This is a genomic window from Bartonella sp. AC70YNML, assembly GCF_042196545.1.
Lineage (GTDB): Bacteria > Pseudomonadota > Alphaproteobacteria > Rhizobiales > Rhizobiaceae > Bartonella.
On sequence record NZ_JBHIQK010000004.1, the window covers coordinates 1 to 14,616 of the forward strand.

Annotated in this window: 17 protein-coding genes; 16 read left to right on the forward strand and 1 reads right to left on the reverse strand. The window is 37.5% G+C overall.

Going from position 1 to position 14,616, the window contains the following annotated elements; translation table 11 throughout:
• The 16 genes from ACFIMU_RS04265 to ACFIMU_RS04340 all read left to right on the forward strand — a co-directional run.
• Positions 1-276 (forward strand): YadA-like family protein (locus ACFIMU_RS04265; RefSeq protein ID WP_375606732.1); only part of this gene is annotated, 276 nt, incomplete at its 5' end.
• The gene (locus tag ACFIMU_RS04270) at positions 273-875 is read left to right on the forward strand and encodes an invasion associated locus B family protein (RefSeq protein WP_375606733.1); all 603 of its coding nucleotides are present in this window, start codon (positions 273-275) and stop codon (positions 873-875) included. The genes ACFIMU_RS04265 and ACFIMU_RS04270, both read left to right, overlap by 4 nt.
• Positions 876-1,760: 885 nt before the next feature.
• Positions 1,761-3,071 carry a Ppx/GppA phosphatase family protein gene (locus ACFIMU_RS04275; protein WP_375607993.1) on the forward strand — a complete coding sequence of 437 codons (1,311 nt, stop codon included), beginning with the start codon at positions 1,761-1,763 and terminating at the stop codon, positions 3,069-3,071.
• Positions 3,072-3,100: 29 nt separating this feature from the next.
• Complete coding sequence (locus ACFIMU_RS04280) at positions 3,101-3,829, forward strand: RlmE family RNA methyltransferase (protein ID WP_375609166.1); 729 nt, start codon at positions 3,101-3,103, stop codon at positions 3,827-3,829.
• Positions 3,830-4,027: 198 nt separating this feature from the next.
• Positions 4,028-5,053, forward strand: a complete 1,026-nt coding sequence (gene obgE / locus ACFIMU_RS04285) for a GTPase ObgE (protein ID WP_375606736.1) — start codon at positions 4,028-4,030, stop codon at positions 5,051-5,053.
• 1 nt (position 5,054) lies between these two features.
• Positions 5,055-6,194 (forward strand): glutamate 5-kinase, encoded by a 1,140-nt coding sequence (proB, locus tag ACFIMU_RS04290; protein ID WP_375614582.1) that lies wholly within the window; start codon positions 5,055-5,057, stop codon positions 6,192-6,194.
• A gap of 45 nt (positions 6,195-6,239) precedes the next feature.
• Positions 6,240-7,496: a glutamate-5-semialdehyde dehydrogenase gene (locus ACFIMU_RS04295; RefSeq protein WP_375606737.1), complete on the forward strand. Its 1,257-nt coding sequence runs from the start codon at positions 6,240-6,242 to the stop codon at positions 7,494-7,496.
• A gap of 29 nt (positions 7,497-7,525) precedes the next feature.
• Positions 7,526-8,119, forward strand: coding sequence for a nicotinate-nucleotide adenylyltransferase (locus ACFIMU_RS04300; RefSeq protein WP_375696851.1), 594 nt, complete (start codon positions 7,526-7,528; stop codon positions 8,117-8,119).
• A 111-nt stretch (positions 8,120-8,230) separates the two neighbouring features.
• Positions 8,231-8,617 (forward strand): ribosome silencing factor, encoded by a 387-nt coding sequence (rsfS, locus tag ACFIMU_RS04305; RefSeq protein WP_375695725.1) that lies wholly within the window; start codon positions 8,231-8,233, stop codon positions 8,615-8,617.
• Between the two features lies 1 nt (position 8,618).
• Positions 8,619-9,101 carry a 23S rRNA (pseudouridine(1915)-N(3))-methyltransferase RlmH gene (gene rlmH, locus ACFIMU_RS04310; RefSeq protein WP_375610571.1) on the forward strand — a complete coding sequence of 161 codons (483 nt, stop codon included), beginning with the start codon at positions 8,619-8,621 and terminating at the stop codon, positions 9,099-9,101.
• 133 nt (positions 9,102-9,234) lie between these two features.
• Positions 9,235-10,479 carry a murein hydrolase activator EnvC family protein gene (locus tag ACFIMU_RS04315; RefSeq protein WP_375610579.1) on the forward strand — a complete coding sequence of 415 codons (1,245 nt, stop codon included), beginning with the start codon at positions 9,235-9,237 and terminating at the stop codon, positions 10,477-10,479.
• On the forward strand, positions 10,469-11,779 hold the full coding sequence (locus tag ACFIMU_RS04320) for a S41 family peptidase (protein ID WP_375606741.1): 1,311 nt from the start codon (positions 10,469-10,471) through the stop codon (positions 11,777-11,779). The genes ACFIMU_RS04315 and ACFIMU_RS04320 overlap by 11 nt, the downstream gene beginning before the upstream one ends.
• 39 nt (positions 11,780-11,818) lie before the next feature.
• Positions 11,819-12,346, forward strand: a complete 528-nt coding sequence (locus tag ACFIMU_RS04325) for an RNA pyrophosphohydrolase (protein ID WP_375606742.1) — start codon at positions 11,819-11,821, stop codon at positions 12,344-12,346.
• A gap of 101 nt (positions 12,347-12,447) precedes the next feature.
• Positions 12,448-13,008: an invasion associated locus B family protein gene (locus tag ACFIMU_RS04330; protein ID WP_375606743.1), complete on the forward strand. Its 561-nt coding sequence runs from the start codon at positions 12,448-12,450 to the stop codon at positions 13,006-13,008.
• A gap of 326 nt (positions 13,009-13,334) precedes the next feature.
• Positions 13,335-13,628, forward strand: coding sequence for a YggT family protein (locus ACFIMU_RS04335; RefSeq protein ID WP_375696852.1), 294 nt, complete (start codon positions 13,335-13,337; stop codon positions 13,626-13,628).
• 22 nt (positions 13,629-13,650) lie between these two features.
• Complete coding sequence (locus tag ACFIMU_RS04340) at positions 13,651-13,965, forward strand: DUF167 domain-containing protein (RefSeq protein WP_375606745.1); 315 nt, start codon at positions 13,651-13,653, stop codon at positions 13,963-13,965.
• Positions 13,966-14,017: 52 nt separating this feature from the next.
• On the opposite strand, the gene ppa is transcribed toward ACFIMU_RS04340, so the two are convergent.
• Positions 14,018-14,548: an inorganic diphosphatase gene (gene ppa, locus ACFIMU_RS04345; RefSeq protein WP_375606746.1), complete on the reverse strand. Its 531-nt coding sequence runs from the start codon at positions 14,546-14,548 to the stop codon at positions 14,018-14,020.
• Positions 14,549-14,616: the final 68 nt, after the last annotated feature.

Consider the following 14,616-nt stretch of genomic DNA (forward strand, 5'->3'; position numbering starts at 1 on the left):
ATGAAGTTTGAGACATTGAATTATGCTATTCAGGATGTTCGGAAAGAAGCAAGACAAGCTGCTGCTATTGGTCTAGCGGTGTCCAACTTACGTTACTATGATATACCAGGATCTTTAAGTGTTTCATTTGGGAGTGGTTTGTGGCGCAGTCAATCTGCACTTGCTATTGGTGCTGGTTATACATCTGAAGATGGAAATATTCGCTCGAATGTGTCTGTGACAAGTGCTGGAGGTCATTGGGGAATAGGTGCTGGAATTACTCTGAGGTTGAGATGATAATAGAAAAAATGGCTGTTATTGTAAAAACGAGAAGTATGTTAGTAAAGATTCTGTTTGCTCTTGCCTTAATAGGCAAGAGCGAAAGCTTTGCCAACGAGAACAATAATATTTATACAGTGCATCCACCGCACTTATCGATACCTAAGGGAGAACCTGGCGAAACACGTCGAATTATTATGCAGTTTTATGATTGGACTTTGATTTGTGACGAAAAACAAAAGCTCAAACATAAGCAAGGTATATGTAATGTGACACAGACGGTTCATGATCAAGAAGGAAATACCATTTTTAGTTGGTCTCTTGTTTCTACGACAAGTGGTCAAGCAGTGATGCTTTTTCGAACATTGCCAAATTCTGATATAAATGTTCCGATTCAAATGTTTGTAAAAGGTGTTAAAAAACCTGTTCTTATTAATTATACGCAATGTAATGAAACGGTTTGTTTGGCACAATCACCTGTAGGGCCGGTTTTGACTAAACAAATAGAGCAGAACAATAAGGTACGTATTTCCTATAAAACTAAAGAAGGTAAGGTATTTTCTTTTACTGTACCATTTAAAGGGTTAAATGCAGCACTTAATTCTTTCCGTCCTTAGAATCCATCGAGTATTTTTAACAAGAGTCATTTTTCCATAAATTGTTGTATTATATTTCTGAGTGTAAATTATAAGATTAAATAAGTAAGAAGTTTTATATAATATGATATCGAGATGATTTGTTGGAAATAGTGAGAGTTTTATGAAATATAAAGTCACAGTAAGTTCTTTATATGTAATAGAAAATCAAGTTAGTGTTTCCCGTAATGCTTAAAGAAAGATTTCGTTAGTTATTAAAAATAAAAAAGATTAGAAATAATCGATTTATTTCTTACAATAATGAGTAGACTAAATTCTTTTTTTAAGCGGTCTGGTTATGTATTAATATTTTTCAGATAAATTTATAATTCTAGGGGTTTTTTTGAACGATAGTTTTTATTGGTATTCACAAAATAACAGCTATTGTAATTGCATTGTGTAGTACTACAGAACTTTTATTCCAGCATAATCAAAGCTATTTCATTGTATATAACAAACGAGGCTCGTGTGTGGATAACGAGATTAAAAAAATTTTTCTTATAAACCGTACTAATGTATAGGTTGTTGTAACCTTAAGAGTCAGCAAATAGTATGATAGTGTAGGTTTGTTACAATAGAGGTGTGCTCCGGTAAATGGTATAAAGAAAAGAGCATAATTTATAAAAATTAATGTGAACGTAAACGATTAATTTATAGTTTTCAATTCATAAAGAGAAGAATGATTTCATGAAAACAACCAAAAGATTATACCAAAATCTGAATAATGCTAGCGTAGAAAATTTTGATGATAGAAAAAGAAGGAATGGTTTCTTTTATTATTTGATGCTGCATTGTTGCTTTATTTAGGAGTGAGTAGAAGAGTTTTTGCGTTTATTTATTGGGGGAAACGCTCAAAGGATGAGAGAAATGACCCCGTTAAATTATGGTTCAAAAGAGTCAGAGCGAGGAGAAACATGCGATACTGAAGCAGATCAGTTCTATGATCCGTGTGGTAGTAATAAAAACAATCTTTCTGCATTGTCACGAACAGAGGCACACTCCATATTTGTTGATATAAAGGGACAACAGAGAAAAAAATATTGTAAACAGAAACAGGTTTTTATTCAATCGGAAACAGCTTTTGAGTTTCATGGTCAGACAATGATAGGAGCTCAAAAAACAAAAAAACTCAAAGTTCCTTTTCTTCGACGGTTTTCTCAAGTAAAATCCCCACCTCTTTATGCGGCGCTTGATCTGGGAACGAATAATTGTCGTCTTCTTATCGCATCTCCCAGTAAACCTGGATATTTTCGTGTTGTTGATGCTTTTTCTCGTATTGTACGATTGGGAGAAGGTTTAATAAATAACGGTTTTCTTAATACGCAAGCTATGGATCGTGCGATTGAAGCATTAAAGATTTGTCATTTAAAATTAAAACAAAGGCATATTAAGCGTTATCGTTTGATTGCAACGGAAGCTTGCCGTTCAGCGGAAAATGGTAGGCATTTTATTCAGCGTGTTTTGGATGAAACAGGTCTTGAATTGGAAATTGTTGATCGGCAAACAGAAGCGCGTTTTGCGGTTACAGGGTGCAGTACGCTTGTTGAGCCAAATATTGATGCAATTGTGCTTTTTGATATTGGAGGAGGATCATCAGAAATTGTTCTCCTTGATGTTTCTCAAAAACGTTCTTTTCGTTTATCTGGACAGATTATCGCTTGGACTTCTCTTCCTGTTGGTGTTGTTACACTTGCTGAACGTTTTGGAGGAAATAATATTAGTTTAGACGATTTTGAAAAAATGAAAAGCTATGTGCGAAGGTTGTTAAATAATTTTTCAGATCGTCATAAATTAGGAGAGTTAGCGCAAGGTCCGAAGTTTCATCTTTTGGGAACCTCTGGTACAGTTACGACTTTAGCAGGAATGTATCTTAATTTAGAGCGTTATGATAGAAGAAAAGTGGATGGCATTTGGATGAATGATGCAGACATTACTCTTATGACAAAACGCCTATTGTCATGGGATATAGAAAAACGCGTAATAAGTCCTTTTATTGGGCGAGAGAGAGCAGATTTAGTTTTAGCTGGTTGTGCAATTTTAGATGTTATTCGAGAAGTTTGGCCAAGTCAGCGTTTAAGGGTTGCTGATCGTGGATTAAGGGAAGGAATTTTAATAGAGCTGATGTTACGCGATGGTGTATGGTGTCGTCATAGAAAGAGCAGAGATTTCAAGCGTTAGAGAACTAAATATGGAGACAATGAATAACGATGAAAAAAATAACAAAAACACCCAAGGGTGGCTATGGAGGTTCAGGGTCACATGAATTATATCAGCGCGTAAAAAAGAAAGCAGGAACCATTAAAGCTTCATCACGGCGATGGTTAGAGAGGCATCTGAATGATCCTTATGTTCATCAGTCAAAAGTAGATGGTTATCGTTCACGTGCGGCTTATAAACTCATTGAAATTAATGAACGTTATAGTTTTTTGAAAAAAGGACAAAAGGTTATTGATCTAGGAGCAGCACCTGGGGGATGGTGTCAGGTGGCTGGGCATATAGTAGGGTCAAGTGATGAAAAGCCTAGCGTGGTTGGTATTGATTATTTGCATGTTGATCCGTTGCCTGGGGTTGTAATGCTGGAAATGGATTTTTTACATGCAGATGCACCGCAGAAATTAATTGATGCTTTAGGAACAAAGCCGGATGTTGTGCTTTCTGATATGGCTGCACCAACAACAGGACATCGTCAAACAGATCATTTAAGAACGATTTATTTATGTGAAGTTGCTGCTGATTTTGCTCTTTCTGTTCTAAAACCTGGTGGGCATTTTTTGGCAAAGGCTTTTCAAGGTGGAGCAGAAAACACTCTTCTCACAATACTAAAACAGCATTTTAAAAAAGTCTATCATGTTAAACCACCCGCAAGCCGATCAGAATCAGTGGAGCTTTATCTTTTAGCGCTTGAATTTAAGGGAAAAACAAAAATACAAGAATAGCACCTTCTTTTAAGAAGGCTTAACTTTACTTACGTATTTGAAAAAGCTTAACTTTACGCATGTATTTAAGTATGATGATTTTTTCAAATAGTTATTCAGAGATATTTAGAGTTTCTCTGTTAACAATGATGAAAAACTGGTAAAATTAATATATTGCCTATAGAGGTAGAAAGATTGATTCCTCAGTGAGCGCTTCCAATGAAATTTCTTGATCAAGCTAAAGTTTATATTCGTTCTGGTAATGGAGGTTCCGGAGCAGTATCATTTCGTCGTGAAAAATTCATAGAATTTGGGGGGCCTGATGGGGGGAATGGGGGGCGGGGAGGTGATGTCTGGGCGCTTGTTGTTGATGGGCTTAACACGCTGATTGATTATCGATACCAACAACATTTTAAAGCAAAAACAGGGGGACATGGCAAGGGGCGTAATATGACGGGTGAGAAGGGTGATGATGTCATCCTTAAAGTTCCGGTTGGGACGCAAATTTTTGAAGAAGATAATACAACGTTAATCTGTGATTTAACGGAAGTGGGACAGCGCTATCGCCTTGCAAAAGGCGGGAATGGCGGTTTTGGCAATCTTCACTTTACAACATCGACAAATCGGGCACCGCGTCGTGCAAATCCAGGTTTGTCTGGAGAAGAGCGTGCAATATGGCTTCGTTTGAAGTTAATTGCTGATGCGGGACTTGTTGGTTTACCAAATGCTGGGAAATCGACTTTTTTAGCTTCTGTGACGGCTGCAAAACCAAAAGTTGCAGATTATCCTTTTACCACTCTACATCCTCATCTTGGTGTTGTACGAATTGATGGTCGTGAATTTGTTTTGGCTGATATTCCGGGGTTAATCGAAGGAGCCCATGAAGGGGTGGGAATTGGAGACCGTTTTTTAGGACATGTGGAACGTTGTCGTGTCCTCCTTCATTTGATTTCTGCTCAAGAAGAAGATGTTGCAAAAGCATATCAAATTGTGCGTCATGAACTTGAGTCTTATGGAAACAATCTAAGTAATAAGACTGAAATTGTCGCTTTAAGCCAAATAGATACGCTCACGGTTGACGAGCGTAAAACGAAACAGGAAGCTTTACAAAGAGTAACGGATCAACCTGTTATGATGTTTTCTGCGGTTAGTCGCGAAGGTTTAGAAAATGTGCTGCGTGCTGGTGCACGTATTATTGAAATTTCACGTAAAGAGGAGAACGGTGGGGATAGCAGGATTGATTGAGATGGCTGTTGGATTGCAAAAACTCACACACTATAAACGTATCGTGGTCAAAATTGGATCTGCACTTTTGGTTGATCCTCAGACAGGGTTACGGGTTGAATGGCTTAAAAGTTTGATCAGTGATGTTGTTGGATTACACAAAAAAGGTGTAGAGATATTATTGGTGTCTTCAGGGGCTATTGCTTTAGGAAGGACATTGCTACAGCTTCCTAAGGGGGCTTTGAAATTGGAAGAAAGTCAGGCATGTGCTGCTTTGGGGCAAATTGAGTTAGCGAAAACCTATGGTGATGCGCTTGCTCAACATGGGCTCAAAACAGGCCAAATTTTGCTTACTTTATTTGATACGGAGGAGCGAAGACGTTATCTCAATGCACGTGCAACGATTGAGATGCTTTTATATTTGGGGGCTGTGCCTGTTATTAATGAGAATGATACTGTTGCGACAACTGAAATTCGTTATGGTGATAATGACCGTTTAGCTGCACGTGTGGCAACAATGGTGAGGGCAGATCTTTTAATACTTTTATCTGATATTGATGGTCTTTATACAAAGTCTCCCCATAGAGATCCTACGGCTGAATTTATACCTTTTGTTGCATCCATTACGCATGATATCGAAAAAATGGCAGATGTTGCTGCTTCAGAGTTTTCGCGGGGAGGAATGAAGACTAAGCTTGATGCCGGAAAAATAGCTAATGCTGCTGGAACGGCGATGATTATCACCTCAGGCAAACGTATGAATCCCCTTGCTGCAATTGACAAAGGTGAACGCAAGAGTTTTTTTGCAGCAAGTAAGAAATCTGTCAATGCTTGGAAAACATGGATTTCTGGTCATTTAGATCCATCTGGTGTTTTGACGATTGATCAAGGAGCCATTAGGGCTCTTGAAACAGGAAAATCATTATTAGCAGCAGGGGTTATTGGCGTTGAGGGAAATTTCCAGCGTGGGGATACGGTTGCAATTGTTGGTACAGATGGAGTTGAGATTGCGCGTGGACTTGTAAGCTATGACAAAGATGAGGCTGTACGCATTATAGGACATAAAAGTGAAGAAATTGAAGCTATTCTTGGGTATGAGGCGCGCTCTGCTATGGTGCATCGTAATGATATGATTGTACGTTACTTGATCAATTCTGTTTAAAAAAGTTACTTTTGTTTTTATTATTTTGGCAGAGTGGATGATACGATGACTTTAGAAGAAAAAATGAAAGATATGGGACAAAAAGCACGCTATGCCGCTGCAGCATTGGCTGTTGCTTCTTCTGAGCAAAAGAACAATGCATTGGAAATGATCGCTTTAAGCCTAGAGGCTTACTCAGATGAAATTTTACAGGCGAATTGTTTGGATTTAGAGAAGGCTGCTCAGAATAATTTGAAAGCAGCAATGATTGATCGGCTTAGATTAGATGAATTGCGTTTGGGTGCAATGATAGATAGTGTTCGTCAAGTTGCTCATTTATCTGATCCTGTTGGGCAGGTCATAAGTGCGTGGACACGCCCCAATGGGCTTCATATAAGTCGTGTAAGAACACCTCTTGGTGTAATTGGCATTATTTATGAGAGTCGCCCAAATGTTACAATTGATGCGAGTGCTTTGTGTTTAAAAGCGGGCAATGCTGCGATTTTGCGCGGTGGTTCGGATAGCTTTCATTCTTCTCATGCACTTCATTGTGCGTTGGTACAAGGATTAGAGCGCTCTGGTTTACCCAAAGATGCTATCCAAATGGTTGGAACGACAGATCGTGCTGCCGTTGGGGAAATGCTCAAAGGATTGGATGGAGCGATTGATGTGATCGTACCACGTGGTGGAAAGAGCCTTGTTGCCCGCGTTCAGTCTGATGCACGTGTTCCAATTTTTGCTCATTTGGAGGGACTTTGTCATATTTATATTGATAAATCGGCAGATTTAGATATGGCACGCAATATTGTTTTAAATGCAAAGCTGCGGCGAACAGGGATATGCGGTGCTGTTGAGACAGTTCTCATTGACAGCCAAGCATTAAAAAAGTTTCTTCCTGTTTTAACTGCTTTACAGGAGAAGGGATGTGAAATTCGCGCCACAGAAGATATTGTTTTTCTTATGCCAGATGTAAAATTAGCCTCTGAAGAAGATTGGTCACATGAATATCTTGATGCTATTCTTTCTGTTAAAACGGTTGAGGGGGTTGAGGGAGCTATTGCTCATATCAAGCGTTATTCATCAGGACATACGGAATCGGTTATTGCTGAGGATTTGGAAGTGGTGAAGATCTTTTTTAATCATTTAGATTCAGCTATTTTATTACACAATGCATCGACACAGTTTGCTGATGGAGGTGAATTTGGTTTTGGAATGGAAATTGGTATCGCAACAGGAAAAATGCATGCACGTGGTCCCATAGGTGTTGAACAGCTAACATCATTTCAATATCATGTTAAAGGAAATGGTCAGGTTAGAGTTTGAAAAGCCTATTTTTTCCATGGAAAAATTGTATGCCACATGTTGAAAGGTCTAATGTTGTAGGTCTTTTTGGTGGTTCCTTTAATCCGCCGCATGCGGGGCACCTTCTCGTTGCAAAAATTGCCATTCGGCGTTTACATCTTGATCAGTTATGGTGGATGGTTAGTCCAGGCAATCCTTTAAAGGATTGTACACAGTTACTCCCTTTAGAGGAGAGAATGCGATTAAGTTTTAAACTTATTGACCATCCGAAAATTCGCTTGACAGGTTTTGAAAAAGCTATAGGGAGCAAAGTATCGGTAGATACAATTTTCCATATTCTTACCCATTACAGTAGTGTAAATTTTGTATGGATTATGGGAGCGGATAGTTTTACAACGATACATCATTGGTATCGATGGCGTGATATTGTCTCTATGCTTCCTATTGCGATTATTGATCGTCCTTTAGGCCATAGGTCGGCACTCTTTTCTCCTATGGCACAGATTTATCGCCGATTTCGTTTGGATGAGAGAGAAAGTGGGCGCTTACCTTTTATAAAACCGCCAGTTTGGACTTATTTGCATGGACCTTTATCTTTTCAATCTTCAACAAACCTTCGTTTGGAGAAGAATGATTTTTCTTGAACATTTCATAAGATTCTGCTTCTTTCTAAAGAAGTCTGTTTTTGACATTACACAACGATAAGAAAGGATATTGATCTGAAAAACGTTGCACACAAACACTCTTATGATATTATGCCTTCAAAAGAAAAAAAAGTTTTTTCTGTTAGTGAGAGTCTTGAAGTTATTCTCAAGAGTTTAGAAGATACAAAAGCAGAAGATATTGTTGCTATTGATATTCGAGGGAAGTCATCTTTGGCTGATTATATGGTCATAGCTTCAGCAAATTCGCAGCGTCATGTATCTTCTGTTGCTGATCATTTATTACATACTTGGAAAGATAGTGGGCAGGGGCTTGCGTGTGTAGAAGGGCTTGCTGGAGGTGACTGGGTATTGATTGATACAGGTGATATTATCATTCATCTTTTTCGTCCAGAAGTTCGTCTTTTTTATAATTTAGAAAAAATATGGATGACGCCGGATTTAAATGATACGGCTTTGCTTCTCTTCGGAGATCATTAAAATGCAAATTTCTATTTTTGCGGTTGGTCGTATGAAAAGTGGGGCAGAGCAAACATTGGTTCAACATTATTTGGATCGTTTTTCTAAAAGTTCTGGTGCTGTAGGCTTTCATTTAAAAAAGTTACAAGAGATACCAGAAAGTCGTGCTCAAACAGTTTGTCAACGTATGGAGGAAGAGGGGAGAAAACTTATTGAATTTTTACCTGAAAAATGTCGATTAATTGTGTTAGATGAGCGTGGAGAATCGATTTCGTCAACTTCTTTTTCTGAAAAATTGAGGTGTTATCGTGATGAGGGAATTCGAGATGTCGTCATTGCTTTGGGAGGACCTGATGGGCATAATGAGCAAATAAGGAAGCGTGCTGATTTTCTTTTATCTTTTGGTTTGATGACGTGGCCACATCAAATTGCACGTATTCTTCTTACAGAACAACTTTATCGCGCTGTAACAATTGAAAATAATCATCCGTATCATCGTTTTTAATATTTTTGTTCAATTTTTAGCACTTATTTATATGTTTATTAATATTGTTTTAGCTGACACCATTTAAAGCATCTCTAATGTATACGATGAGGTGTCATGGTTTTTGCAAATGAAAAAGCTTCTTCATAGAAAGATGCTATATTTATATGAGGAGTGCGTCATATTTGTCATTCTGCTCTTGAGTATGTTTTTTTGCTTTTCTGTATCGCATGCGGAAGATACAATGAGGAGTACGGAAGTCCATAAAGAATTGGGAGAAATTCGCCAAAATATTTCACTTTCGCGTGAGCGTGTTGCTTTTCTTATGCATCAAGTTGAGCATTTAAAAAAAGATCAACGTGTTTTGAGTGATGCACTCATAAAGGCGGCTAAAGAAGAACGTATAGTAGCAGATGATATTGCTAAAAGGGAAGAAAAGCTTAAAAAAATGATAGAAAAGCGGGTACAAGTCTATCAAAGTTTAAAAAATCGTCGTGCTGAATTTGCAGAAGTTCTTGCAATTTTGGAGCGTATGGGATTGAATCCGCCTCCTGCTCTTATGATACAGCCAGAGGATGCGTTGGCTTCTATACGTAGTTCTGTTTTATTAGGTACAGTTATTCCTCAGATGCAGGAGAAAACACGAGATTTAACAGTAAAACTCAAGGAGTTGACCAATTTGAGTAATTCCATTACTAGGGAATATACAGGATTAAAGACAAAACTGCAAAATCAAGCAGAGCAGCGAAAACGTTTAGAGCTTTTATTAGACAAAAAAAACAAACTACAAACAAAATCAGAAAAAGAACTTACAGAACAGCAACGAAAAAATATTGCTCTTGCTAAAAAAGCGCAGTCTTTGGAAGAATTGATTTTAGAGCTTGATCGTCAGTCAAAACTTAGCTCTGATGCATCAGTACAGGTACGGAAAAGTTTGCAATTGTTAGAACAGTCCAATTTTGAAAGCCGAAAAGGTTCTTTACTTTTTCCTGTTTCAGGAAAAAGAATACATCACTCTAACAAAAGTTCGCAGATTACGCGCTTTGGTGAAACGATAGAAACAGAGTCAGGAGCTGTTGTTATATCACCTGTGGATGCTTTTGTTGCTTTTGCTGGGCCATTTCGTTCTTACGGACATTTAATCATTCTCAACGTTGGAAATGGTTATCATATCATTCTTACTGGAATGTCGAGAATTAATGTAAAACAGGGGCAGTTTGTTCTTTCAGGTGAGCCTCTGGGTATAATGGAGATGCAATTTATTTCAAACAGTGTTGCATTGGATATAGGAAAAACTTCTCCAATGCTTTACATTGAGTTTAGAAAGCAGGGAAAACCTGTAAATCCAACTCCTTGGTGGCAGACTGAAAAAATAAGAAGGAGCCAAAATGATTCGTAAAGTTATTCTTTTGGTCGCTGGGGTATTGCTCGGCGCCTGTTCAATGATTATGGTGCAGTCTGTTGCTGCGAATAATGAAGATAATGCATATAAAAAGCTAGCTATATTTGGCGATGTTTTTGAGCGTGTGCGTATGCAATATGTTACAGTTCCAGATGATAAAAAGCTTATTGAAAATGCTATCAATGGCATGCTCACATCACTGGACCCTCATTCATCTTATTTGAATGCCGAAGAAGCCAAGGATATGCGGGATTCTACGAAAGGAGAGTTCGGAGGTCTTGGTATTGAGGTCACTATGGAAAAAAACTTAATTAAAGTTGTTTCACCAATGGATGATACTCCTGCTTCAAAAGCAGGTATTCTAGCAGGAGACCTTATTTCAAAAATTGATGATGTACAAACGAATGGTCAAACATTGAATGAAGCTGTTAATAAGATGCGAGGTGCTCCTGGAACACCAATTACCTTAACAATTATTCGTTCTGGCGTTGATAAGCCATTTGAAGTGAAGATTATTCGTGATATTATCAAAGTAAAAGCGGTGAAATATCGGGTTGAGGGTGACATTGGATATGTGAGAGTTATTCAGTTTTCTGAGCAGACATTAAATAATCTTCTAGCGGCAATTAAAGATATCCAATCTAAAATTCCTGAAGATAAGCTAAAAGGTTACGTTCTTGATTTGCGGCTTAATCCGGGTGGGCTTTTAGATCAAGCTGTTAATGTTTCGAGTGCTTTTCTCAATAAAGGTGAAATTGTGTCGACTCGTGGGCGCAAAAAGAGTGATGTGACAAGATTTGATGCGAAGCCAGGTGATGTCATCAATGGAAAACCGCTCATTGTTCTTATTAATGGTGGTTCGGCAAGTGCTTCCGAAATTGTTGCGGGTGCATTGCAAGATCATCGTCGTGCAACAATTTTAGGGACGCAGTCTTTTGGTAAAGGATCTGTTCAAACAATTATTCCTTTGGGTGAAAATGGGGCTTTACGCTTAACAACAGCACTTTATTACACGCCATCTGGCACTTCTATTCAAGGAACAGGGATCACGCCTGATATTATTGTAGAGCAGCCACTCCCCGAAAAATATAAGGGTTATGATGTAAAAGTTGGTGAGTCTGCATTAAAAGGACATATCAAAGGAAAACGAGAGAGTAATAAAGGATCTGGTTCAGCTGCTTTTGTTCCCAAAGACCCTAAAGATGATATTCAATTGAATGAGGCCTATAAACTATTACGAGGTGAAATGGTAAATGCAGCATTTCCACCAGATCCCAATAAGGATGTGTTAAAGTGAGAATTGATATCTATAGCTTGCGATTTTGAGGAATATTAAATGGATGCAGGTATTAATTTGAAGATTCTTCCATATCGCAAATGTGTTGGGATTGTTGTCTTTAATCATGAGGGTAAAGTGTGGGTTGGGCGTCGTTTAATGATGCCCATTCATCCAGATGCAGATATTGACATATCTCATCGTTGGCAGCTTCCTCAAGGAGGGATTGATGAAGATGAAAAACCATTAGATGCAGCGTATCGTGAACTTTATGAAGAAACGGGTATTCGATCTATAAAGTTGATTAAAGAAGCACAAAATTGGTTTCACTATGATTTTCCACAAGAACTTATTGGGTGCACATTAAGCAATAAATATCGTGGACAAATACAAAAGTGGTTTGCTTTCCAGTTTACAGGAAAGCTTTCTGAAATTGCGATTAATCCGCCGCCAGAAGGCAATAAAGCGGAGTTCGATCAATGGAAATGGGTTGATCTAGAAACCCTTCCTTTAATTGTTGTTTCTTTTAAAAAGCATGTTTATATGAAAGTTGTTAGCGAATTTCGAGGTAGCCTTCGGTTGTTATAAAAGCTATATGATTATAAGAAAGCTTTTTGTATTGAGATGCTTTATATTAATTTATAAATAATAAATATGTTTCTCTTTTATGTAAAGAACAGGGATATAAAATGAAAAAGTTATTTAATTTACTTATAGTTTGTACTCTTTTGAGTATTTCATCTGTTGCATTTGCAACAGGTTCAAAGCCTTCTGCACCAAAAGATGCAGTAGAGACATTACCAAATGGTGCTTCTTCTTTAACTGAAACCTATGGCTTGTGGACCATTAATTGTGGGTTACAAGAAGGGAAAAAAGTTTGCTTTATGCATCGTCAAGAAGTAAATGAGCAAGGGCGTGTTGTTGTGGCTATGAGCCTTATTCTCAATGCTGAGGGTGTTGTATCAGGTAGCTTAACCGTTCCTTTTGGCATTTTGGTTTCTAAACCTGTTCGTTTGCAAGTTGATGAAGGGAAAGCTGTTATTGAAACTGGTATAAGGACTTGTGTGCCAGCAGGTTGTGTGGTTCCTGTCGTTTTTGACAAAAATCACGTAGCAGCTTTGCGTTCTGGAAAACAGTTAAAGTTGGCGATGACAATTGCTGCTGCAGGTGAACCAGCTTTGAATGATTTATTTATTCAGCTAGATGGTTTTAGCAGTGCTCTTAATCGTTTGACTGCTTTGCAAAAATAATTTTAAAACTAAAAACGGCCTTTTAAAGGCCGCTTTTAGTTTGTTTGTTTTTTATAATTAATAATTAAAACGATGAGATTTAAGATTAATCCTATAAGGGATATTCAGATTTTTTGCCGTTTCTTCTATTTTATGTGCTATTTTTACTTTTGATATTTGTTTTCTAACTGCATCGTCATTAAATAGAGAGATGAAGAATTTAGATGTCTGGTTTTTATTCAAGAAAAAAGAGTATTGAAATATAAAACCATTTTTTGATACACAGGCCTGCTTTAATGAAGGTTTTCTATACGCTCTTCTGTTTCCTTGATTGAAAGGGATGACGCATGATTTATGCATTGCTTCGAACGATTGATTTGATTTTTGAGATTTATATTGATATTTTAATCGCTAGTGTCATTTTTTCTTGGCTTTATGTCTTTAATATCATAAATTCACGCAATCGCTTTGTTGTTTTGATAGGAAGCTTTCTATATCGTCTTACAAATCCCATTCTAAGCCGTATCCGGCAAATTTTACCAAATTTGGGAACAATTGATATTTCACCTATTATAGTGTTCGTTATTATTTATTTTATTCGTACTTTTATGTGGCGTGTTTACGCAAACATGTATGTATAGAAATGTTACTTGAGGCGAATACATGTTTTATCAAGTTGATAAAAATAACTTGATTTTATTTGTATATCTCATTCCCAAATCATCTGTTGACAAAATAATAGGGGTTGAATGTAGGGATGGTGAAAAGCAATATCTGGTTATACGCCTTCGTGCTGTTCCTGAAGATGGAAAAGCGAATAAAGCTCTCATTAAATTTCTTGCGAAGCAGTGGAAAATCCCATCTTCTTCTATTTCTCTGAAAAGCGGCGCAATATCTCGCTACAAACAACTTTACTTTTCAACACATTTAGAAGAGCTAAAGCAGATATGGCAATCCTTTAGAGATTGCATCTCGTAGAAAAAATAAAGAACAAAGCCTATTTTTTATAGGCTTTATTTTATTAAAATCGTTATACTTTTTTATTGCGCTCAACAGCTTGCTTAATTAATTCATGAGCAAAGTTTTTATCACGCCATCCTTCAATTTTAGCCCATTTTCCAGGTTCCAGATCTTTATAATGCTTGAAGAAATGTTCAATTTGTTTGAGTGTAATCTCGGGCAGATCTGTATAGTCATGAATATTGATATAGCGTTTTGTTAATTTTGTCGTGGGAATGGCAATAATTTTTTCATCTTTACCACCATCATCTTCCATCATTAGAGCTCCGATGGGGCGAACATTGATAACACAACCAGGTATAAGTGGACGGGTATTACAGATAAGGACATCAATAGGATCACCATCATCTGAAAGCGTATGAGGGACAAAACCGTAATTTCCAGGATAAACCATCGATGTATGAAGAAAACGGTCAACAAATAATGCACCCGACTTTTTATCCATCTCATATTTTATTGGCTGACCACCAAGAGAGACTTCCACAATAACGTTAATATCTTCTGGTGGATTTTTGCCTACGGGTATTTCCTTAATATTCATAGAGACATCCTTTCTGGAATATAGTGAGGCTCAATACAATTAAATATTTTACCAAAGAGATTATGAAA